The 25,811-nt window shown below is 45.4% G+C and carries 10 protein-coding genes; 5 read left to right on the top strand and 5 right to left on the bottom strand.

Features of this window, described 5'->3' with window-relative positions:
- Window positions 1–9: 9 nt before the first annotated feature.
- The 5 genes from BO26_RS03205 (at window position 10) to cheZ (ending at window position 4,895) form a co-directional block, all read left to right on the top strand.
- Window positions 10–1,644, top strand: a complete 1,635-nt coding sequence (locus tag BO26_RS03205) for a methyl-accepting chemotaxis protein (protein ID WP_036768703.1) — start codon at window positions 10–12, stop codon at window positions 1,642–1,644.
- A 6-nt stretch (window positions 1,645–1,650) separates the two neighbouring features.
- Window positions 1,651–2,538 (top strand): protein-glutamate O-methyltransferase CheR, encoded by an 888-nt coding sequence (cheR, locus tag BO26_RS03200; RefSeq protein ID WP_036768702.1) that lies wholly within the window; start codon window positions 1,651–1,653, stop codon window positions 2,536–2,538.
- Window positions 2,531–3,583: a protein-glutamate methylesterase/protein-glutamine glutaminase gene (locus BO26_RS03195; RefSeq protein ID WP_036768700.1), complete on the top strand. Its 1,053-nt coding sequence runs from the start codon at window positions 2,531–2,533 to the stop codon at window positions 3,581–3,583. Before cheR ends, BO26_RS03195 begins: the two co-directional genes overlap by 8 nt.
- Before the next feature lie 262 nt (window positions 3,584–3,845).
- Window positions 3,846–4,235 carry a chemotaxis response regulator CheY gene (cheY, locus tag BO26_RS03190; RefSeq protein WP_036768698.1) on the top strand — a complete coding sequence of 130 codons (390 nt, stop codon included), beginning with the start codon at window positions 3,846–3,848 and terminating at the stop codon, window positions 4,233–4,235.
- Between the two features lie 9 nt (window positions 4,236–4,244).
- On the top strand, window positions 4,245–4,895 hold the full coding sequence (cheZ, locus tag BO26_RS03185; RefSeq protein ID WP_036768697.1) for a protein phosphatase CheZ: 651 nt from the start codon (window positions 4,245–4,247) through the stop codon (window positions 4,893–4,895).
- A 298-nt stretch (window positions 4,896–5,193) separates the two neighbouring features.
- On the opposite strand, the gene BO26_RS03180 is transcribed toward cheZ, so the two are convergent.
- The 5 genes from BO26_RS03180 to BO26_RS03160 all read right to left on the bottom strand — a co-directional run bounded on the left by BO26_RS03180 (window position 5,194) and on the right by BO26_RS03160 (window position 23,470).
- Window positions 5,194–5,556: a nuclear transport factor 2 family protein gene (locus BO26_RS03180; protein WP_036768695.1), complete on the bottom strand. Its 363-nt coding sequence runs from the start codon at window positions 5,554–5,556 to the stop codon at window positions 5,194–5,196.
- A gap of 44 nt (window positions 5,557–5,600) precedes the next feature.
- Window positions 5,601–8,798 (bottom strand): non-ribosomal peptide synthetase, encoded by a 3,198-nt coding sequence (locus BO26_RS03175; RefSeq protein ID WP_036768693.1) that lies wholly within the window; start codon window positions 8,796–8,798, stop codon window positions 5,601–5,603.
- A gap of 28 nt (window positions 8,799–8,826) precedes the next feature.
- Entirely contained in the window at window positions 8,827–10,092 is a 1,266-nt protein-coding gene (locus tag BO26_RS03170; RefSeq protein ID WP_036768692.1) for a tetracycline resistance MFS efflux pump, read from the bottom strand.
- Window positions 10,089–22,559: a hybrid non-ribosomal peptide synthetase/type I polyketide synthase gene (locus tag BO26_RS03165; RefSeq protein ID WP_236637242.1), complete on the bottom strand. Its 12,471-nt coding sequence runs from the start codon at window positions 22,557–22,559 to the stop codon at window positions 10,089–10,091. Before BO26_RS03165 ends, BO26_RS03170 begins: the two co-directional genes overlap by 4 nt.
- A gap of 92 nt (window positions 22,560–22,651) precedes the next feature.
- A complete protein-coding gene (locus tag BO26_RS03160) occupies window positions 22,652–23,470 on the bottom strand; it encodes a 2OG-Fe dioxygenase family protein (protein WP_036768689.1) in 819 nt (272 codons plus the stop codon).
- Between the last annotated feature and the right edge of the window lie 2,341 nt (window positions 23,471–25,811).

Below are 25,811 nucleotides of genomic sequence, written 5' to 3'. Positions count from 1 at the left end.
GGTGATTACATGTTGGGCAAGCTTCGTATATCAACCAGTTTATATCTGTTACTGATGATGTTTTGTTTAATGCAGATAATCTCAAGTGGTTTATCTCTTGGAATAATTCACACCGATCAGGCTTATATCGAACGGATTGATCTGGGGACGCAGAAAAGAGATTCATTAGGATTGAGCTGGGCAGCTTTGCTGCAATCGCGTAATACACTTAATAGAATCGCTGTAGGCAAAACACTACAGCAATCTGAAGATCATATTAGCAGCATGGTCGCTAATGTCAGAGAAACGCTGGATAAGGCTGAGATGCATTTTGCCGAGTTTATCTCTTTGCCTAAATTAAGTGAGGAAGATGGCAGCAGTGTATTGCTGGCATCAGTGGAAACCAGCTACAAGGAATATATAAAAGCACTCAGGGAACTCTCGGTTTTCTTAGAAAAGGGTAATTATGATGCTTTTTTAGACCAGCCGACAGAAAAATATCAGCAGCAATTGGAATCTGATTTCAACCATTATATGCAATACATCGGAGAGGAGATTGCCACTGCCGTTCAAGATGGTCGATTTTATTATCAGATTGCAACTGCCATGTTTGCAGGCGCGATCCTGATGGTATTGGTGGTTGCCTGGGCTTCTCATTGGTGGTTAAAAAGAAATCTTCTCAGACCATTCGCCAATATGCGTAGTCACTTCCAGAATGTTGCAGAAGGCAAGTTAAACAAAGAAGTAGCTGTTTTCACTAATGATGAAATTGGTGAAGTATTCCTCAAATTGCGTGATATGCAGCGTTCACTGGTGAATTCCATTACCTTGATTAAAGAGAATACTAACCTGATGTATAGCGGTATTCAGGAAATTACTCAGGGTAATACTGATCTCTCTTCTCGTACCGAAGAACAAGCGGCATCACTGGAGGAAACTGCGGCCAGTATGGAGCAATTAACAGCAACAGTAAAACAAAATGCTGAAAATGCTCGTCAGGCGAGTGAATTAGCAGTATCTGCATCGAAAACAGCCTCTAAAGGTGGTGAGCTGACAACGGGTGTTGTAGAAACGATGGATGCGATTGCTAACAGTTCACAGAAAATCAGTGCCATTATCAGCGTTATTGATGGCATTGCATTCCAGACTAATATCTTGGCACTTAATGCGGCGGTAGAAGCCGCGCGGGCAGGTGAACAAGGCCGCGGCTTCTCTGTTGTTGCGGGCGAAGTTAGGGATCTTGCACAGCGCAGTGCAGAAGCAGCAAAAGAAATTAAGACATTAATTAGTGAATCAGTTCAGCGGGTAAGCCAAGGTTCCGAGCTGGTTAGCCATGCTGGGAAGACCATGAATGAATTGGTGACTTCTGTAAATCAGGTCACAGATCTCATGGCCGAAATTGCTGCGGCATCCGATGAACAAAGTCGGGGTATTCATCAAGTGGCACAAGCTGTTACGCAGATGGATCAGGTTACTCAGCAGAATGCTGCATTGGTTGAACAGTCAGCAGCAGCTGCTGCTGCACTTGAAGATCAAGCTGATATTCTGGTGAAAACCGTAGCACAATTTGAATTACCAAATAATTCAGAAAACAAGCTTGAAAATGAACTTTCACTTACGCTGAGATCTGCGGATAGCGAAGGGGCAGTCAGTCAGACTCGCTAAGGCCAGATGAAATCAAATTTAATTGCTTCAGCGGCAAGCTTGTCGTCTCCACCGCTGAATCACATGATTCAGCGCTATACCATGTCAGATGCGCATTTTGAGCGCATCTGCCAGTTTATATATCAACGTGCGGGTATTGTGCTTGCTACACATAAACGGGAGATGGTTTACAACCGTTTAATTCGGCGTTTACGTACTCTTGGCATCCGTGATTTTGGTCAATATTTGTTCATTCTTGAAAGCGATCTTGATAGTGATGAGTGGCAGGAATTTATCAATGCACTGACGACTAACCTGACGGCTTTTTTCAGGGAAGCTCATCATTTTCCTTTGCTAGCTAAGCATGCGAGTAAGAAAAATGGATCGTACCGAGTATGGAGTGCGGCAGCATCTACCGGGGAAGAACCATACTCAATTGCAATGACACTGAGTGATGTATTGGGGCCTCGTTTTCATCGGGTAAAGATTATTGCCAGTGATATTGATACCCATGTATTGGAGAAAGCGCGTAAAGGTGTTTATCGTCTGGATGAATTGCGTCAGCTAACTGATCAACAGAGGAAACGCTACTTTTTTAAAGGCACTGGCTCTTATGAAGGTTATGCTCGTGTCCGGCCTCAGATTGCTGACATGGTGACATTCCAACACCTCAATTTGTTGGATGCCAATTGGCCGCTCGAAGGTAAATTTGATGCCATATTTTGCCGTAACGTAATGATTTACTTTGATAAAAAGACGCAGGAACGGATACTGCGCCATTTTGTTACTTTATTAAAACCCGATGGATTGCTCTTTGCCGGGCATTCTGAAAATGTCACTCAAATCAGCCGGGAATTCTACTTGCAAGGACAGACCGTTTACGGTGTAGGCCAGGCAAGGAGAGGTCATGAATAAAATTACTGTTCTTTGTGTCGATGATTCAGCGCTTATGCGACAGATCATGCGAGAGATTATCAATAGCCATCCAGATATGGAGGTAGTGGCTTGTGCGCCAGATCCACTGGTGGCTCGTGATCTCATTAAAAAACATAATCCACAGGTATTAACGTTAGATGTCGAAATGCCACGTATGGATGGCATTGATTTTTTGGAAAAATTAATGCGTTTACGGCCAATGCCTGTGGTTATGATTTCTTCTCTAACAGCTAAAGGTTCTGAAATCACATTAAGAGCATTAGAACTTGGCGCTGTTGATTTTATAACCAAACCCCAGTTGGGTATTCGTGAAGGGATGTTAGCTTACAGTGAACTTATTGCAGAAAAAGTGCGGACAGCCGCGCAGGCTAAATTGTCTGTGCAAATAACCCCATCGGCAAATTCTGCTCCTTTAAGTTTTAAGCCTCTGTTATCCAGTGAAAAACTGATAGCGGTAGGGGCTTCGACTGGAGGAACGGAAGCAATAAAGAGTTTGTTGCAACCACTACCTGTTACCAGTCCAGCACTGCTAATTACTCAACATATGCCACCTGGTTTTACCCGCTCTTTTGCTGAGCGATTGAATAAACTTAGCCAAATCACTGTAAAAGAAGCTGAAAACGGCGAGCGGATTTTGCCAGGGCATGCGTACATTGCTCCGGGTGATCGTCATATGGAACTATGTCGTAATGGTGCGGATTATCAGGTTTTGATAACTGATGCACCAGCGGTTAATCGTCATCGTCCATCTGTGGATGTGTTATTCCGATCCGTTGCTAAATTTGCTGGCAGGAATGCTATTGGTGTACTACTGACAGGAATGGGCAGTGACGGTGCAGCGGGATTGCTGGAAATGAAGCAAGCCGGAGCGTACACGTTAGCTCAGGATGAAGCAAGTTGTGTCGTATTTGGTATGCCAAGGGCGGCAATACAGCTGGGAGCTGTGGATGAGGTCATGGATATACTCAAAATGAGTAAGAGAATGCTGGCAAAAATAAGTTCAGGACAGGCTGTTCGTATTTAATGGCAGTCGTATATATACCCAATAGATTTCAAGATGCATCGCGACGGCAAGGGAGCATATACCCAATAGATTTCAAGTTGCAGGGCGGCGGCAAGTGAACGCAGCCAACAAAGCAGCAGCTTGAAAGATGAAGGGTATAGATAACTCTGTGACCGGGGTGAGTGAGCGCAGCCAACAAAGAGGCAACTTGAAAGATAACGGGTATAAATTTAATTTCTTAAGCGGCTCTGTGCTGACTGATAAATAATTTCAAGGAGTTTTTATGGCGAATAAGGATCTTAGATTTCTGGTGGTTGATGATTTTTCAACCATGCGACGCATAGTTCGTAATTTGCTGAAAGAGTTGGGTTTCAACAACGTAGAAGAAGCTCAGGATGGAGCAGAGGCTCTGACTAAGATTCGTTCATCTCAATTTGACTTTATTATCTCTGACTGGAATATGCCTAATATGGATGGTTTAGAGTTGCTAAAAATCATTCGTGAAGATGCCCAATTGGCTAAGATACCGGTTTTGATGGTGACCGCAGAAGCGAAGAAAGAAAATATCATTGCCGCTGCACAAGCCGGGGCGAGTGGTTATGTTGTTAAACCTTTTACCGCAGCTACTCTGGAAGAAAAGCTCAACAAAATATTTGAAAAACTGGGCCTCTAAGGAGACATAATGAGTGTAAATCCAGTCATGCCAAGGGATGAGACCATTAGTGCCAGTGAAATTATCAGTCGTATCGGCCAGCTTACGCGGATGTTACGAGATAGTTTGCGTGAGTTAGGGTTGGATCAAACTATTGCTCAGGCTGCTGAGGCAATACCCGATGCGAGAGAGCGTCTGGACTATGTTGTGCAGATGACTGCGCAGGCAGCTGAAAGAGCACTTAATTGTGTTGAGGCGGCGCAACCTCGTCAAAATGAGTTGGAATCATCGGCAATATCACTGGCAAAACGCTGGGATGAGTGGTTTGGAAATCCAGTTGAAATGCCTGTGGCACGCTCATTGGTTATGGATACCCGAAACTATCTTAATACAGTACCTGAGCATACTGCTTTCACTAACGCTCAACTGCTGGAGATCATGATGGCACAAGACTTTCAAGATCTTACTGGTCAGGTTATCAAGCGCATGATGGATGTTATTCAGGAAATAGAAAAACAGTTGGTAATGGTATTGATGGAAAACATACCGGCTGACCAGATGGTGAACGCGAAGAAAGAAACGGATAGTTTACTAAATGGCCCACAAGTGAATCAAAATGGTGTGGGTGTGATTGCTAATCAGGCTCAGGTGGATGATTTACTGGATAGCTTAGGTTTCTGAATAAAAGTGGCGGGGTAAGCCTGCCATTTTTTCCTACAAAGGACACTGAGCGATCAGCAATCACCCACTAACGGGAATCTTAATCTTTATTCTCCCTGACGGAATAAAATAGAACGGTTGTGGTTATCTTTTGGCAATGGTTGCTAAAGGTGAAACGGTTTATAACTACCGTTTCACCTTTCCCTGGAAGTTATACTAATTAATAAAACAAAGGTGTAGTGATAATATGCAAGACCATTTAGATAAGCCAAAAAGAATATCCAGAGAGTATCCAACTTTTATTACAGCGATATCCTGTTTAATGAGGTACTTCAAATTTAAAGTAATCGCTGAGGAGAATGATTTTATCGTCCATAATTTCGATTAATGTCACGCCCATATTGCTATAAGTATCACTATTTTTACGAAGCCCTTCATTTTCCCAAATAACGCAAGCCTGGTTATTACTAGCAATGAAACCAGTTTGTGTGAAATGTAAATATTTAAAATTTGAGAAAAGTTTATTGAGAAAAGTGAGCGACATCTTTTTACCTATCATTGGGGGAAGGCTGGGATAATGAAGTGAAATATTCTCAGAAAAAATATTATCCAGTCGTTTAAGGTCATATTGATTCATTGAGCTAAGAAGTTCTGCGGTTAACTCATCTATTCGGTTCATCATGTTTTATCCTCTGTCTTATTTACCGATATAATCGCGTTAAATATTTAGGCTTGGCTGACTACTTCATTTTCCTGCTGCAAAACGTTCAATCGTTGCACCAGTTGGCTAACCCTCGGGGCGTTAAATAGATCGCGCAATGTTATTTCAACGCCAAAGTCACTACGCACTCTTGCTATTACCCGCATTGCAACCAAAGATTCGCCGCCAAGCTCAAAGAAATTGTCCTCTGGAGAGATATTTTCTAATCCCAACAACTCGGCAAACAGACGACAAAGCACGAGTTCCTGTGGACTGGAAGATTTACTTTTATTGATTGCACTGTTCCACATAGGTTTCGGCAACGCTTTACGATCTAACTTTCCATTAATGGTCAACGGGAAGTGATCAAGTTGCACTATGGCCGTTGGAATCATTGCTTCGGGCAAGCGTGTGGCTAGACAGGACCGTATTAACTGTGGTTCAAGGGTAATACCCTGATGAGCAATGACATAACCCACTAACCGCTTCTGTTGACCTTCATCTTCACGCACAATGACCTCGGACTGCACGATATCAGGGTGTGCATTCAGCGCTGCCGCCACCTCGCCCAATTCAATACGGAAGCCGCGGATTTTAACCTGATCGTCAGTGCGACCAAGGAAGTCCAGTACCCCATCACGACGTAATCTTGCTAGGTCACCAGTGCGATACATGCGCGCATCTGTGCCGACAAAAGGATCAGCAATGAAGCGTTCAGCAGTAAGTTCAGGACGATTCAGATAACCACGTGTTACCCCCGCACCGCCCACATATATCTCACCAACAAAACCTACCGGAACCGGACACTGAGCCTCATCAAGAACATAAATACTGAGATCATCAATAGGTTCACCAATAAGACTTGAAGCAGGCTGTGCAACGACTTCACGTGAAAGAGGAAAATAGGTCACATGTACAGTGGTTTCAGTAATACCATACATGTTGATCAATTGAGGAGCGCTATCATCGTGTCTTTGATACCATTCCGCCAAGATATGGGTACTCAGGGCTTCTCCGCCAAAAATCACCGTGCGCAGCGTTAAGCTCTGCCCAAGCTTAGGGTTTTCTCGATCAGCATGGATCAGCGCCTGAAACGCTGAGGGAGTTTGGTTTAACACCGTTACTTTTTCGCTAACCAAAAGCTGCAAAAAATCTGTGGGTGAACGGCTGATTTCCCAGGGAACAATTACCAATCTTCCGCCATTCAACAATGCTCCCCAGTACTCCCAGACAGCAAAATCAAAAGCATAAGAGTGAAACATTGTCCAACAATCAGTTTTAGAGAAATTAAACCAGCGTTGAGTACTTTGTAGCAAACGCATCACATTGTGATGAGTCACTACCACGCCCTTGGGCACACCGGTGGAGCCAGAAGTGTAAATGATATAAGCAGGATGCGCTGAACTCAGCGGTTGCAAGCGTTCTTTATCAGACAGATCAGCAACACTCTGCATTTCCAAATGGGCGATCAACTTGGTGTCATCCAGTAATAATATGGGAGTATTGGTTGTCAAGCGTTGGGTAATTTTGCTGGTGGTGATCACACAGGCAGGTTCAGCATCGTCAATCATAAAATCAAGACGACTTTGCGGATAATCCGCCTCCACTGGCACGTAAGCAGCACCAGCCTTGATGATAGCTAGCAGTGTCACCATCATCTCAATAGAACGTGGTAAGCAGACCATAACACGCTGTTTCGGGCCTATTCGCCGGGATACCAGATAGCGTGCCAGTTGGTTAGCACGTTGGTTCAATACCGTATAATTCACATTCTCCTGTTGATAAGTCAGCGCCACACTATCTGCCATTGCAATTGCTTGTTGTTCAAAGCGTGAGGTCAGTGTTTCCTCATTATTTGATTTTGTGCGCCGTGCAGGTATGAGGCTGTGCCCTATGTGCCAACCGGGCAATTTCAGCTCACCAATGGGACGTGATATATCTGCCAGCAATTCAGTGATGAAGTGCTGAAAGAGAGATTTTTGCAGGTTAATATCGTGGGGAGTGTAGAGGTTATCATTGGTATCGAGCGTAAACTGCAAATTGCCGCTTTCGTCATGATAATAAATAGTCACAGAGAGGTCTTCTACCGGCCCACTGGACAAATTTTTGGTACGTCCAAAATTACCCGCGAAGCTCACATTGCTATTAAACAGCATCACATTAATATTCTGCGCAAACAAGCGGGGAACAGAACCATTTCGCTGTAAATCACGATAGATATCTTCGGAACGAAACTGCTGGTGTTTGAGTAACTGGCGGATTTCCTGGCTGATCTGCTTACTAATATCACCTATGGAATGAGCAGAATCTATTGTCAGACGCAGAGGTAATACATTGGATACCATGCCTGGAATATTACGTAACATACGCCCTGAACGCGCGGTTACTGGCATACCCAAAGTAATATCCTGCTTATCAGTCATACGAGAAATCCAGGAAGCGACGATAGCAATAATAATTTGTGCCATGCTACTTCCACTCTCTTCACTCAGAGTACGCAGAATATCATTGACTTTTGCCGGTATTTCACAATGGGTGCAACTAAACGAACCCAAGTCGGCGAACTGACCGGGTTTCGCCCCTACGGCAAGGCTCTGTGGCTCACTTCGGCCTGCCATATATTGTGACCACCACTGACGGTCACATTGGAAATTTTCCGAGCGGCGGTATTCTTCATCAAAAGCCAACAGATCGCTAAGAGGGCCGAAAGGATTTTCCAGCTCATCAGCGCCGGTAAATTTCTGGGTATACAGTTCAGCAAGCCGCTGAATCAGCAACGTAGTGCCAAAAGCGTCACTCGCCAGATGATGGACACGGATAAACAAAAAATAGTGTTCATCACTGATTTTTAGCAGCGCAAAACCAAACAACGGCCCCTGGGTTAACTCCATCGGCCGCGCTAATTCAGCCTTCATCCAGATTGCAGCTTCTGTGAACGCGTCCATATGGTTAGATAGATCAATAAGTGGGCAGCTCCATTGCAGATGGGTAACGATCTGTTGCTGTGGTCCTTGTGGATGTTGCACAACTACTACTCGTAAACATTCAGCTTCATCTATCAATTGGGACAATGCTTTGTTAAGCGTCTCAATATCGATAGCGCCTGAAATATCAATATAACAACCCGTATTATAAATTCCCGCGCTTACATTTAATTGTTCAGCCAGCCAAATTTCCTGCTGTGCCGCGGTCAGGGGGTAATAGGTTCCTTGATGTTGTTTCATAATTAATCCTCACAGGCTGGTGATCTTTTTATTTATACAAACCGTGTAATTTAATGTCTGCCTGAGAACCACGTAGCAAAATCAATATGGCGCAGAAGCAAACAACGACAGCAATAACAAAGGGAAGCCCTTGGAAATAGAGAGGTTGTCCCTGATGAGATGAAAAATGCAGCAAGAACGCCCCCAACAGCGGTGAAGCGGTGATAGCCAGGCCCAACATACAGTTCTGCGTTCCCAAATATTCCCCTTGCCGCTCATTGCCTGCACGCAATGAAATCAAAGCACGAAGTGTTGAATCGCTGATTAACGCCAATGCGTGCAAAGCGATGGCACCCGCGACAATAAGTGGTGATACGGCCAGGCTATAAGCTATAAACGCCAACATATAGAGTCCGTAACCGATGATCGCTGTGCGGTATTCGTTACAGCGCGCCACGAACATTTTTAGCAACCAAGTTTGCGTTATGATGATCCCGACGCCGAGTCCGGTGAGAGCCAAACCGTTTTCACGTGGCCCCCAGCCCAAACGCATTTCATTGAGTAAGACAAAACAGGCCAGAAAAATACCGTAAGCCACCATGCCAAGGGCCGAAGCATAAACCAATCGTCTCAGTACTCCATCCGTCGCCAGTAGTTTCAAGCTGCCCAAAGGATTGGCCCGGCGCCAGTCGAACGAACGCCGGTTCTCCTTGGTCAGACTTTCGTTCAGAACAAACATGGCGGCGATAGCGTTCACCGCGGCCAGTGAGCCAGCAATCACAAACGGCAGGCGTGGCGCAATCATGCCTAATAATCCACCGAAGGCAGGTCCGGCAACCATGCCGAAGCCGAGAACACCACTGACCAGACCGAAACGCGCGGCTCGCTGTTCCGCTGGCGTAACATCCGCTACGTAAGCTGATGCGGCGGAAGTACTGGCGGCAGTGGCGCCTGCAAGAAATATACCGGTCACTAACCATCCCAGCGACGGCGCTGTCGCCACCAGCGTATAGCTCAGTGCCGTTCCAAACAGTGTTGCAAGCAATACCGGTCGCCTTCCCCAAGCGTCGCTAAGCGCCCCTAACAACGGGGCGAAAAGGAACTGGGCAAAAGCGTATAGTGAGACAAATAACCCGATTAACGGCACACCCGCTTCCGGTGGTTGAGGGGCAACCTCCCGCAACAGATCGGGTAAAACGGGAAGGACAATCCCGATACCCAGAGCATCCACAGCCAATGTCATTAGGATGATTGCCAATCGGCGTTTATGCTGTCGGTTTTCAGGAAGGTGAACCGTTGGGGAAGAGTCACTCATACCAGTCCCCCTTTCATGATTGACGGAAAGTGATGGATTATCGCCCGCGATACATGTGCCACGTGCTCTTCCATCAGGCAGCTATAATGATTCCCCGGCACTTCCGCGATGTGAATGGGAAGGCTAGAGAACTTCTCCCAACCCCAGGCGTTGGTCTCCCGGATCTCCGGTACAACAACCCCTTTCGGTAAAGGTTCCACCGCTTTTATTAACAGCATAGGAATTGGCAACTGTACCGGTGTTGGACGATATTTCGGTGACATATCCGACGCAGCTCGATAGACATTGAACAATCCGTTAATTGAGCCCATATCATTCTGTGCATGAATCAACGAGAAGCGTTTTAGCTGCTCTTTGATGTAGTTCAGTAACGCCTCACGTGGTAGTGCACGCATTTCGTCGTCATCCAGGCTGTCGATCATTTCCAGTCGGTCAGTGTAGTAGGCAAAAATACCAAGAATAACTTTGGCGATATCAGCATCTTCCTGATACGGAACCGGTGCATAGGGTGGTGCGGCAGAGTCGAGTAGTATTAGAGAACCGATGTTTTCTCCTTCACCATGAAGCTGCCGTGCCATTTCATAGGCCACCTTGCCACCCAATGAATGACCGCCGATATGATATGGTCCTTGTTTCTGTACTGAGCGCAAACAGGCAATGTAATGTGTTGCTATCTCTTCCACCGATTGGTGTGGCGCGGTTTTTCCATCAAGCCCCAAATATTGCATACCGATAAATGGCAGTTCTCGTGGTAACGCCGCGGCTAGGGGCATAAATTGGGTAACATTGCCGCCCATACCCGGCACACAAAAGAAGGGTGAATAATTACCATTATCGCCGTGATTAATTGGCACCAGACAATAACGGATATGGGCATTCTCAGGAGCCTGGCTCTTTTTATCGTCAGATAGTGAACGGACAACACGAGCCATTGTCGGCTGTTCGAGAAACTCCGCCAGCGTCAGACAGTGTTGGAAATGATCACGTAAACGGGAGATCATCTGCGTTGCCAACAGTGAATGACCGCCCAGTTCGAAGAAATCATCTTCCAGATTAATCGTCTCTTCACCCAGTAGCTCATACCACAATTGACGAACCGCTTCCTCCGGGCTGGTGGAATAAGATATCGCCGATACATTCCGTACTTGCTTGTGCCGCACAGGAGTAAATTTACTGACAACGATTTGTGCTTCCATTCCGGCGATAGCCAGATCGAAAATAGCGCAGCCCTCTTGATTACTGAGACCAATCACACTTTCTTTACGGCGGGCAGCATAATCCACGGCCATTCCTACTTCTGACCAAGTATCCCAGTTAACTGACGTTACCGGTATAGCCTGCTGTCGCCAGTAGTGTGCCACGGCATCAAGATAACGGTTCGCCGCCGCGTAGTCTGCTTGACCAATGCCCCCTACCAATGAAGCAAGTGAAGAGCACAACAGAACAAAGTCGAGAGAGTCCTGACTAATCGCCGTCATCAGTTGCTGGGTACCACTGACTTTTGCCGCCATCACATGCCGCCAGTTCTGCGACGTGCTATGTTCCAGTAATCCACTGGCTTCAATACCGGCTGAATGAATCACACCGTTGATAGCACCAAATCTTGCCCGCATCTGTTCCAGTGCTTTAGTCAATGCCACGCCATCAGCAACATCAGCGCGCAATATCATGACTTCAGCGCCCGATTTCTGTAACACATCAAGGAAAGCTTCACTCGCCCCATGAGTTCCCCGGCGGTTCAAAATACCGAGTTTAACCTTACTGCATGTATTGCTGATGTGACGTGCCAATAACTGACCAATACCTCCCAGCCCACCAGTAATCAGATAAACACCGCCATCACGCAGAATTTGTCGGTGAGGTATCTCATCAAGCTCAGTAAATGTCTGGAATTCACGCTTACCCTGTTTAAGCGCAATGCTGGTAACCGGAATTCCTTCTGTTGCTTCTTCTGGTTGCATATCCGTATACAGTTCCGCAATCAGCGATTGATGTGTAGCAAAAGTGTTATCATCCAGATCGATATGACGTGCAGCACACCCCGGATATTCTGCTGCCAATATTCCCAGCAAGCCAAGTGCGGGTGCGGCATTACAGGCTTCCAGCACTCTGGCTGCCTGTAGGCCACGGGAAATCAGGGTAATATTAAAAACCTTGTGATGACGGGTAAGCGCTTTAATCGCAGCCGCCAGTTGTTCAAACGCGGCCTCTGGTTGAGAAATCACTGCCGCAGTCCAGCACCAGATAATACGTTCTGGTAGCACTTGTTGCTGTATCAGGCAATCTATTAATCGTTGATAATCTTCGGGTTGATCCTTACGCAAACTAAAGCGGTCAGTATTCTGTTGCAGAAATTCATCAGCATCTTCAACAATAATGCTACCGGGCGCCGCCGTTTGCCATAAATCACTCAACTCAGCGGCTTGGGCACCAAAAATCAGCCACGGTGCATGATTCTGCTTTGCTTCACCCAGCGGCTTTAGCAACCATCGAGGGTAACGACACCACTGTGCTACATTCGCCTCGAGTGCTGGCTGGCGTGGCACGGAGTTGATCTGACGTAAATTGTAACCGTGAATTTCAACCAGCACTTGCCTGCAATTTTGGCTCTCATCCCACCTGAATAGCGTGATGTCATAAGTCCGAGGTGCCGTTTCAACCGCCAGACTGTAAAATTCGGCACATAATGGCTGATGCAGCGTCAGCGAACCATAATGGAACGGTATTGAAGCATCACCCGGCAACAGACAGGCATGCAGGAACACCGTGCCCAAGTCGAGCAAAGCCGGATGTAATGCAATATCAGGCAAATCATCGATAAATGCCTGATTGAGTCGCAACTGCGCCAATGCACAGCGATCACCCATCCAGACACCTGCAATGCATTGCCAGCGTGGTCCATAGTCAGCGAATGCTTGATTGAAACGTTCCGACGCCTCTGCAACTTCTTCAAGCTGCAAATTTCGATGTAACTCATAAGGTGAAACAGTCTCTGCTGGTGGAGAGCAGACGGCAGTAACATTGCCGTTTGCGTGGAGTTGCCACATGTCATCACCATCACCGTGAGATTCCAGCGTAAAGGCAAAGCTGCGATCAATGGCGGTCAAACTGATGCGTACCTGGCACTCAACACCTGATGACAGTATCAACGGTGAGGGGAAATAAACTTCACTGAAAGTAGCCGTGCCACCGGGTTGCAATTCATGAAAAGCTCGACGCACTAATTCCAGGCAACCTGTGCCCGGTAATACGCCTTGTCCTTCGAAGATACGATGTTCGTCAATAAACCAGATATGATCATCTAGCTTACAAGTAAACTGTGTGATCCCCTCTCTATCCGAAACCCGTGTGAAAGTTGGCAGTTTTCTCCGTTGTGTATTTATTACGGCGGCTGATGTAGTGACAGGATGTTCTAACCAGAGATGTTGGCGTTGGAAGGGATACGCTGGCAGCATAACCCGATGTAATTTGTGTGAATGACCAAATGCAGCCCAATCGATAGCGACGCCTTGCTGCCACAACTGTCCGATGGTATTAAGCAGCACCTCTTCATCCGATTTCTGCTGATGAGTACGGCGCATCGTGGTCAGTATCTGAGCCTGTCCCGTCTGCTGTAGATCTTTCAGCATGCTGGTCAGCGCACTCCCCGGACCCACTTCAAGCAGGATTGGATTGTCATAACGGTTCAGCAACGTAAGAATACCATCATGAAAGCGTACCGGTTGACGCAGATGATCTCCCCAATAACCAGAATTATCGCGATCCTGTTCACTGAACCAACTGCCACTGATATTGGATATCATCGGAATAGTAGCGGATTGTAGTGTGAAGCCTGCGCTGAATTCCCGCATCTGTTGTGCGGCAGCATCCATCAATGAACTATGAAATGCATGTGATGTTGTTAGCCGTCGGCAAGCAATATCAGCTTTGTTACATTGTTCTTCCAGTACAGCGATATTGTCATGGCTGCCGGTTATCACGCACTGTTCAGGCCCGTTGATCGCTGCAAATTCACACTCTGGCGCCAGTGAAACCATGCGTGCAGATGATGCCTGTACTGCCAGCATTGCCCCTGTGGGCTGACGCTGCATGATTGCAGCACGATTTGCTACCAATGCCAGTGTATCTTCCAGCTCTAGCATACCCCCTACACAGGCAGCAACCAGTTCACCGAGGCTGTGACCAATCATTGCTTGAGGGGTAATACCCCACGTTTGTAGCTGGCGGGCCAACGCATACTCAACAGTGAACAGGGCAGGCTGGGTATAACGGGTAGCATTTAACCGGCTGACAGCATTGTCACGTTCCGATTGCGGATAAATTAACTGCCTGATATCCAGTTTGATGTGTGGCTGTAGCAGTTCAGCACAGCGATCAAATTGCTGGCGGAATACACCATCGCACAGATAGAGCGATTGGCCCATGTCAATAGACTGACTGCCTTGTCCCGGAAACATAAAAATCACTGGCCGATGCTGTTGTTTGCGACTAACCGTCTGCGGCGATAGCTGGCGTAGTTGATTGATTAATTGCTCCCGATCTTTTCCCACAACAAAAGCACGTTCACTGAAAGCGCTGCGTCCTTGTTGCAAAGTCCCGGCAATATCCGCCAATGGCTCATGACAGCTAGTCAGTGCTGTAGCCAAGCGTTCCCCTTGTTGAAGCAACGCTTGTGGCGTTTTCGCTGAAATCGGCAACAGCTGCCAGCGTTCGTCATCTAATCTACGGACATCTTGCTGGCGCGGAGCTTCTTCCAGAATAAGGTGCGCATTCGTGCCGCCAATGCCGAAAGAACTTACACCGGCCCGACGTGGCTTGCTGGTTTGCGGCCACGGACGTGCGGTATTGATCACGGAAAATGGAGTCTGTTCGAAGTGGATTGCAGGATTGGGTTGATGATAGTGAATACTTGGCGGCAAAGTCTGGTGACGCAGCGCCAACACGGTTTTGATGACTCCCGCGATACCGGCGGCGGCATCAATATGGCCTATATTTCCTTTCACAGAACCTATTACACAACTCCCTACAGGCAACATCTCACTGTCAGATTGCTCCAGAAAAGCCTGAGTCAGCGCACGTATTTCTATTGGATCACCTAAAGAGGTCGCCGTACCATGTGCTTCGATATAACTGATGCTGGCGGGCGATACCCCGGCATTACGCAGCGCGTTTTTAATCACTGAAGATTGACCGTCAATACTTGGTGCCGTGTAACTAACCTTTTGTGCACCATCATTATTGACAGCCGAACCTTTAATTACCGCATGGATGGTATCGCCATCCTCCAAAGCAGCGGACAGACGTTTTAGTAATATCATTCCACCGCCGCTGCCGCTGGCTGTACCATTGGCCGCCGCGTCAAATGGTCGGCAGAGGCCATCTGGAGACATAATTCCACCACTGACATGGACAAAGCCAACCTGTTGTGGGTCGAGTGCTACAGCACCTGCCAGCGCCATGTCACAGTCACCACGCCGTAAGCTTTCGCAGGCAAAGTGAATAGCTGTGAGTGATGACGAACAGGCGGTGCCGATACTGACAGCTGGTCCGCTAAGGTTCAGTTTGTAAGCAGCACGTGTGGCGATAAAATCCTTGTCATTACCTATTTGCCACTGACCGGGATCGAGGTGCATCCGGTCTTTATTTGGCATGACGTTTTCTAACAGGTAATAATTGAAGCCACTGCTACCAAAGACCCCCACTGAACGCGGTGTACTATCATTGCCGTAGCCGGATAATTCCAGCGTTTCCCATGCCATTTCAAGAAACAACCGCTGTTGTGGGTCCATCACCTGTGCTTCACGTGATGAATAACCAAAGAAGCGTGCGTCAAACTCTGCACAACCCTCCAGCAAACGTGCGCGTCTGACAAACTGCGGGTGACTTAACAGTGCTGGATCGACACCACGTTTCAGCAATTCTTCGTCAGACAATTCCACACTGGCGTCGTAACCCGCTAACAATCGCTGCCAAAAAGTGTCGAGATCCGGCGCTTGTGGGAAGCGGCCAGTCATACCAATAATCGCAATGGCGTTGCTATCCAGAGTTGAGACATCCAGTGTTGATGTTGCTATCGCTTCAGTGATTATCGGTAATGTGGCCGCAACGGGTGTTTTTTGCTGCGACAGTGTGTCCAGCAGCTGCGCCTGTTGTCGAATGGTGGGATGAGCGAAAATATCGGTAACAGATAAGCCGCTACCGAACGCCTCATTCAATTGCTGGAATAGCGCCATAACCCGTAGTGAGTGGCCGCCGGCATCAAAAAAGTTTTCGTCATAACCGATCTCATCCCTTTCCAGCAGTTCACGCCAGATAGACTCAACGCGACTCAGTGATGACACAATTTTTTGGGCTGGCAAAGAAGAAGATTGATGCTGACCGGCACGTGTCAGTTTCATTTCAGCCAACGCTTTCAGATCAACTTTTCCCGTCATGCCGGTAGGTAGAGCATCAAGAAAGAACAGCGCTGTCGGTACCATCACTTCACTAACCTGCTGACGTAATGCGTTCAGGATTTCACCGCGGCTGGTTTCGCCAACAATGTATCCTGCCAACTCTTTATTCCCTTGGCTATCGGTGATCGCCAGCGCTTCGGCCTGACGTACACCCGGTAACGCACTTAGGGCGGCACGTACCGCATTCAGTTCAATTCGATGACCACGGATTTTTACCTGACGGTCAACCCGACCAACAAACTCCAGCGCACCATCCATGCGTTGGTGCACAATGTCGCCGGTACGGTACATGCGAGCTTTTAATTGTGGTGCAAAACTATCGGGTAAAAACACCTCAGCGGTTTTTTCATCCATACCCAGATAGCCCTGTGCGACACAGGTTCCCGCTAAATAAAGTTCACCCAGCTCCCCCGATGTCACAGGCTTTCTCTGTTCATCAAGCAGATAGAAGCGAACATCGCCCATTGGACGCAGCACCAGATTTTGGCCTGCGGCATGATAATCGGTAAGGGATACCACAATCGCACATTCAGTAGGGCCGTATCCATTCATCAACCTGCGCCCTACAGACCAACGCTGGGCGACTTCGGGCATACAAGGCTCACCAGTTACGATAAGTACCTGGAGATTAGGCAGCGGTACTAACGGCACTATCGCCAACGCAGAAGGTACAATCCACATATGCGTAATCTGTTTATGTGCCAGCCACTCTGTCAGATTACGGCCAGGTAGTAGTTGCTGTTTCTTACCGAAGACCACGCAAGCACCTGCTGCAAGCGCGGGAAAAATTTCTCCCAACATCACATCAAACACTGGCGAAGAGTACTGCACTATGCGAGAGGAAGGTTCAAGCCTCAGCTCATCGCGGATGGCCAGAATGTTATGGCAAACACTGCGGTGGGAGACCGCGACGCCTTTTGGTTTACCCGTCGATCCCGACGTGTAAATAACGTAAGCACAGTCGTCTGGCTGGCAGATAGCTGCCATAGCTATATAGGGTGCATAGGCTATATCTAACTCATCGATATTAATTGCCATCAGCCCAAAACGTTGACACAAAGGCGCTGTTTCATTTCGGCACAAGATCGCTTTTATTTCTGCGTTATCAATTACATACCGATTTGTTGGTTCGGCGTTATCAGGAGCTAGTGGCACAAATACCGCACCAATCCGGTTAATTGCCAGCATTGCCGTGACATTATGTGGATGGTGCCCCATCAGAATGCCAATTCGATCACCACGACCTACACCTGCTTGTTGTAGTTGCTGTGCCACATATGCCGTCAATGTATCAAGTTGCTGATAACTCAGACTCAACTCATCACTTTCCAGCGCCACATGTCCGCCATATTGGGACAGGCTCTGCTGAAACAACTGAAACAGTCCCTGTGGTTTATCAACAACGAGTTCTGATTGGGTACTACTGCCAGCATTAACCGTAACCGTCAACAAATCAGCCAATGTTGTATCTGGTTTTTCAATGATTTGCGGCAACATAGCTAGCAAATGCTTACTTATCCGTCCCAGAGTGACGGCAGATAACACTCCCGGCATTGCCATAAAGTGAGCGTAAACCTGACCATTCATACGGTTAATAGCCAGCTCCAAATCAATTTTGGCGCGATAGTCCCCTAACTCGACGTCTGAAACCTTCATGTCCCCGAATGTTTCATCGTTTGGCTGATCCAGTTCACAGGAAAAAATAGTTTGGAAAACAGGATTCTTACCTGTCACACGAGGCAAATTCAGGGTTTGTACCAAATAATCGAACGGCAAATCACGATTTTCAAGGATGTCGAGACTAACTTGTCGCGTATGCATTAATAGTTGTTGAAAAGTGTGCAACTCACGGCTATTGATACGTACCGGCAAAGTATTAGCAAAGTAGCCAATCAGCGCATCCCATGCAGGTATGGTGCGCAGTGACACCGGTGTGCCGACGATAAGATCTTGCTCATTACTTTGCTGACGCAACAGGAGTGCGAACAAACTCAACCAGACCATAAACGGTGTACAGTTCTGTTCACGAGCCAGTTTCTCTACACCTTCAACATACTCGTGGGGAATAACACAACTTATTGCCGCCGCCTCGTCAGTGGGTGCAGTCATATCATTCAGTATCAGAGTAACTGGCGCATCCGCCAATTGTTGACGCCAGAAATGAAGCTGTTGTTGTACCGCCGGTTCAGCCTGTCGAGTGCGTTGCCAGCTAATGAAATGCCCATAGTTTGCTTCCAGCATGGGCAGCGTGGGGGCTTTACTTGCCAGACGTGCCTGATAGCAGTGCCGTAACTCATCAAAAAGTATTGCCAGCGAACGACCATCGGAAATAATGTGATGCAGAGTAATACAAAGCACGTGCTCTTGCGGGGACAGCTTAAACAGTACCGCTCGGATGAGTGGCCCATTGGCGAGATCGAAACTTGCCATTACTTCTTCCCGCAACTTCGATGCCAGCGCAGACTCACCGCCGGAGATATTTTGTTGATGCAGAGGTAGCGTTAATTCAGACGCAACCTGATAACTGGGTTCAAAACTGGATGTGCCATCCGGCCCGCTTACTTTGCTGACTTGACTGGAGAATGTGGTACGCAATACATCATGGCGTTGTACCACGTCATTCAATGCCTGCATTAACGCACTAAAATGCAGATTACCATGCAGACGCAATGTAAAAGGCACGTTGTAACTGCAATCATCCGGCCGTTGCATCGCAATCAACCACAAACTGCGCTGACCGAATGAGAGTAAATTACTGACCTGCGAAACGTGCGGCACAGTAACACGCTGTTCCGCGCTGTCCTTTTCAACACTGCCCTTTTTAATATTGTTCAGTAACGAGGCCAACCCGACGATAGTCGGATGATTGAAAATAGCGGAAAGCTTAAGCTGAACACCAAATGTCTTATTGATCTGTGTAATCAGGTTGGCAGCAATTAATGAATTGCCCCCACAATAGAAGAAATTATCTTCCGTACTGATGACTTGAACCCCTAACGCCGTTCTCCATAACGCCAATAGTTGTTCTTCACAGGCGTTAGTGGGTTCTGTCATAGATTCCTGATTTTCTGGTAGTGAAAAATCTGGAACCTGCAAGCGCTTGCGATCAACCTTCCCGTTGGGGGTGGTAGGTAATTTATCGAGAAACACGAAAGCACGTGGCATCATATGGCCGGGTAGCCGCAGGGACAAATAACCACGTAACTTGTCAGTATCAGCGGATGACACAACATAGGCGACCAACACTTTATTATTTGTACTATCATTACTGGCGACAACCGCACATTGGTGCACATCTGCGTGTTCCAGTAACGCACTCTCCACCTCGCCTAATTCGACGCGAAAACCGCGAATTTTAACCTGATGATCACTGCGTCCCATGAAATCAATAGTGCCGTCAGCCAGGAAACAGCAAATATCTGAGGTGCGATAAAAACGCGTACCACTAGCATCTACCACAAAACGGCCCTGGCTATCGAATTTGCCGGTGATAAATTTCTCTGCTGTGAGTTGAGGATTATTGAGATATCCTTTTGCTACGGTGACACCGGCAATCAACAATTCACCATTGACGCCAATCGGCACTTGTTGCAGGTGTTTATCAACAATGAACAGTTCACAGCTAGCCAGCGGTCTGCCCAATGGAATCACTCGTCCGGCTTCCAATGGATGTGTTTCCGGGTCAAAAACAGTGCTGTCAATGGTGGCTTCGGTTACACCGTAAGAACCAAGGATACGTGCATCGGGGCGGCAAAGCGCTTGCGCCGCATGCAGCTCATGACCGAACCAGACATCAGCTCCACACACCAGTGTTGATAATCCATCTAAGCGTTTCCCATTATCCTGACAGAACTGAATTAATTGACGCAGCACCACAGGAGGAAAATCACCGAAGGTCACCCCTTCGTTTATCATCAAGCGGTGCATTTCAGGTGCATCTAGCAACCATTCACGTGGACACATCACCAAGCATCCACCACAGCCCAGAGTACGACTGAAATCCCCTATACTGAGATCGAAAATCGGTGCGGCAAGTTGTAGCGATACTGGCTCACCGGGTTGGGTGAAACGATAGTCATGGCACCAGGCATGATACGATGCATGCAGACTACCGTGGCTTACCTCCACTCCTTTTGGATTACCTGTTGAGCCAGAAGTGTAAATAATATAGGCGGAATCGCTCTCCTGAACTGGCCAGATGGGTTGCACATCCCGCGGGGCTGGTTGACGAAACAGCCCGTCAACTTCCAGCACGATGGCACGAAAATCAAGCAAACCAACCGCATCCTGCTCACTGGTGAGGATCAGTACTGGCTGTGCATCATTTATCTTATCGGCGAAGCGAGGATCAGAGGGGGACAACGGCACATAAACCGCACCGGCAGAGAGAATAGCGTAAAAAGAGATGATAATTTCTGGCCGGTAGCTCATAAATACTGCAACCCGGCTACCCGGTTTAACGCCACACTGGCGCATCTTCGCGAGCAGGCATTGTGCATACTCGTCCAGTTGAGCGTAGGTGAAACGTTGATCACGCCAAACAATAGCTCGTGCGTCTGGATGATTACGCACCTGTGACTTGATGCGTTCAGCTACCGAAATAAATTCCAATACCGGCAGCGGTTCTGTTGGACGGGAGAAGCGAGCCAGCATTTCCAGCTCTTCTGGCGGCAATATGCTACATTTGGCGACAGACTGCTCAGGCTCACTTAACAAGCTATCTAACAATTTCTCATAGTGATTCACCATGCGAGTAATGGTGAGGTTATCAAACAAATCGGTGTCAAATTCCACCAGACAGAATAGAGAATTCGGGGATTCTTCTATCGATAACGTCAAATCATATTTAGCCGTACCAGAATGGATAAATTGTACTTCCGTCTCCAACCCATCCAGTTGCAATGCTTGCCCCGGACTCTTCAAATAATCAAACATGATCTGAAAAACAGGGGGATGACTCAGAGAACGCAGGGGCTGTACCACATCAACAATTTCATCAAACGGCAAATCAGCATTTTCATATGCGTCAAGCAATATATCGCGCGCTTGGGCTAATAGCTCACTGAAACTTATCCCGTCGTTAAAGCGAAAACGCAACGGTAACAAATTGATAAAAAAGCCAAGGCGGACATGCTCATCAATATTATGACGATTCGCAAATGGGCTACCAATAACGATGTCGTTATCGTGTGAATAGCGATTCAGCAATACGGCAAAAGCGGAAATCGCCACCATATAAGGTGTCAATCCATAACGTTGGCAGATTTTAGCAATACGTCCAACGAGAGATAAAGGAAGTGACTTCTGATATACCGTACCACGTCCCCGTTGTTCCAATAACCGTGGCCGATCTGTAGGTAATTTATGCAGTTCAGGCAATTCTGCCAGCTGTTTTCCCCAATAATCGCGTAAGCGTTGCCGATGGGGGCTATTCATATGAATATTTGTTACAGAGTTGCTGACATGCGGGTAGGTAATCGTCGCCAAATTGGGTTGTTGACCTGTTTTATATCGATTATAGGCATGGCTAAAATCATTAAGAAAAACGTGAGTAGACCAATCATCAAATACAATATGATGAAGAGTAAATATCAACTGATGATCGTTTTTTTGCCGACGCAGCAATAAACAGCGAAAGGGCAAATCACTACTGAGATTAAAACAATATCTGACTTCATTATCACAGATTGACTGTATTTTGGTTTCGCGCTCCTCTGGGGAATAATTGCTGAGATCGCTGATGCGTAATTCAGGCCACTGAGAATTCAATGTTATCTGTAATTCGCCATTGAGAATATGAAATTGTGAACGTAATACCGGATGGCGCTCAATCATAAAAATAATCGTTTGTTCAAGCGCTTCTTTATCTAACGTACCATGCATACGTAGCGAAAATGGCACGTTATATAATGCTGAATCCATATTTCCTTGGCTGATAAGCCATAGTCTGTGTTGAGCCGACGTTGGTAATAAGAGTGGAACATTCGATAAGGTGTTTGAATAATTACTCACAAAATTCTTCCTAAGATAAAAGGATTTTTGCAGCTAAGTGATTGCCGTAAAAACTATCACTCAAAGTTATCAATACTTTCATGGCAAAAGCGCTACTGAGAACACGAGTCACTCTGTTCTAACGGGGTGAAATCAATCAGAATGATAGTACGGGCCCCAACATCGGCGTTTTCATCGCAAGTTACGGGATTGATGTAATGACAAATCGCTGCATCATCGATGATATAGCTATCAAGGGGATCATTAAGGAGAAAGCGAGTTATTTCATGGGCAGGTACTTGTTCAATTTGGTAATTCGCATAAGAAGGCGGCGCGATATGTGTTGCACCGCCTTCGACATTGTAACGTTCAATCAAATGCACAGCGGTAAATGGCTGACCGTCACGATGAAAACAGTTAGGAGTAATCTTTGCTGGTTTGCCAGGTAGTGCCTGCATTCTGATCAGATGCACACCACACCGCAAACGGGAATAATGTTCCGCCATGCCAGTTAGACTCAGATCGTGCCAAATGAGTTTATTAAGTAGTCCTTTATTAAGTATTTCATCAGGCATGCGCAGGAATTTGCGTACCACACCACCAAATTCAGGTTGATATTCACTTCCCTGATGATAATCCATCTCTATGCTACCATCGGACTGCTGATAACCTGTTTTCCAATCAATAGCTTCTGTTTCATAGTTCCACGTCCCTTCACAGTAACTGCGATGACGACCGCTTTCACCAAATCGATCTAACGGCAATGACTTCGATAATTCACACAGAGAGATAAGATCGATTTTTTCACTGTCAGAAAGGTCAAGATCAGCGGCATTGAAAGTAGCAAAACCTTGCTGCTGCAAGCTATTACGAATATGAGCGACAGCAAGATGGTAACTATCTGGTGCGTGAGTAAATGTATTCCAGCCCATTGTAATATCTCTTTATTAGGGTGAACTAAAATGACATCGTATTGAATTAATGACGATATCTTAGGAAGAACTCGTTAATACTAATTAAATCAAAAAATTATTTAGTTATATTTTATGATTTGAGAAAACACCTGTAAGAATATGTTTTATGTTTCTTTAATTTTGAAAAATTAAAGGTATGTATTACTGAGTCAAGAGTAGGAATATCAATAGGTTAGTTTTAGTTGGAGTTGTTTACCATCCGCCATCATGTTTTTACTAAAATTCAAACAGAAAATAGATCGTGGAATATACAATGTCAACTCGGGTTTTTATTTTTCATTTGGAAAAAAAATTTTACATTATAGCAGGGGTATTAGAACATCATATTAAATTTAATTGATTTTAACTTTGGTTAATCATTAACCTGGGAAATTAATGGACTATTCAGTACCCATTCAGCGAGTAAAGACTTATCAGTAATAAAATTCAGGCTGTTGTGTTGCTTGAATATAAATGGATTGCTAATTTTGTAAATGTCTATCAATTTCTTCCATCTTAATAATAAAACATGGATTTAATTTTTCATGCTAATTTTTTATTGGGACAATCTTTGTCTAATTATTATAGGAACGATACGATACTCATTAAATCCTATGAATAATAGGGTAATTATAATAAGAAGTTTGGGTAATGATACTGAACATTATATGTTTAATGACAACTAATATATTTTAAAGAAACTTGTAATTATTAATTTTTTCAATAACTTAACTTAATAAAAGATACTGCTATACATTATCTGTTTTTTGGGGTTATATCCAATCATAAAAATACGTAATTAAGGCGAACGATGTAATTTATTATTAATGTGTATTTCTGTTTATATAATTATTATATTCTAATTCTACTCTGCATTAATTTCGAAAAATTTAATTATAAGCAATCAAAGTAAATTAACTGATTGGCAAAATAGGTGAATCAAATATTTATCTTATGATTAGAGAAATACTATACCCAATAGATTTCAATATGCATCGCGACGGCAAGGGAGCGAATCTCCGGGAGCATAGAGAACTGTGACCGGGGTGAGTGAGCGCAGCCAACAAAGAAGCAACTTGAAAGATGACGGGTATACACTATTAGCTCGTCGCTGGAGATGTTTAGGGACGGAGTAGCACTGGCGATACCTTGCCAGCAGGTATGTTTGCCACGCAATTGTTGTAACTCGTGCACTGGGCACTGATATAACTTGCCATTCAGATAACCGACTTGAAGATGTATTCAGTTATTATTGATGATGTATGAGTGGCATATCACAGAAAACCATGGCTAAACAAAGGGAGCTGTCCGTTACAGACTTTGTTGTTTAGAATAATAAAGAACATCTGAAATGGAAATAATTGCATGAATTAATCATTAATTCATCATTTATCGAAGTATGAAAATGAACTCTGTAATTAATTCTATTGTTTATGGAAATAACTTATATATAACAGAGAGATAAGTTTGTTCAAATCGACATTTTAGAAATTATATTTCTTTTTATCATTTTTTTAATTTACTATTTGAATGATTAATAATATATTCAAAAGGTTATGAAATATGTTTTTATATGTTGATATCCTATTAATTGCATTATAGTATCAGTGTGTCTGGGATGATAACTTCATAATAATCATATAGTTAAGATTTTTGGTGCCCTTTTTGTGATCATTCCCGCATTACTACAGTTTTTTTTATGATAAAACATAGGAGATAATAAATTGAATTTTAATAAAATCTCAGGATTGATGCTGGATTATTTCGTCAATTCCGTTTTATCTATTGTTTGATATGAGGAGGTGATTATTGATATTCATCACAAAATATAATGAATTCTAATGTGAGCATAAAGTCTCAAGTCCAATTGGTATAATACGTGTTATTATTGAAGCTATGTCTTGGTTAAACATAAAAATGCCTATAATGAAGAGCTTGTCGAAAAAATCTGATTATCAAAATAATTTAGCAAAGTAATGAATTGTTTTTATGTCTTATCATCACAGAATTTAAAGACATAGGTAAGGACCTGTTATTTTAATTGTATTGTAATCATGGAAATGCCGATGTTTGTTGGCTCTACTCTTAACGAATGGCTGTCGTTCATCGGTTGGAGTTTTTTAAATGGTGTCACATTATGTTCGAGACAATGCTAAAAGTTTAGGGAATACCATGACAGCCGAAACCATTTATTATGGTTATATACCCTATGGATTTCAAGATGAATCGCGACGGCAAGGGAGCGAATCCCCGGGAGCATAGCAAACTATGTGACCGGGGTGAGTGAGTGCAGCCAACAAAGAGGCAACTTGAAAGATGA

The organism is Photorhabdus australis DSM 17609 (assembly GCF_000711895.1).
Classification (GTDB): Bacteria; Pseudomonadota; Gammaproteobacteria; order Enterobacterales; family Enterobacteriaceae; genus Photorhabdus; species Photorhabdus australis.
The sequence above is the reverse complement of the archived record's forward strand: the minus strand, read 5'-3'. Positions and strand labels throughout refer to the sequence as shown.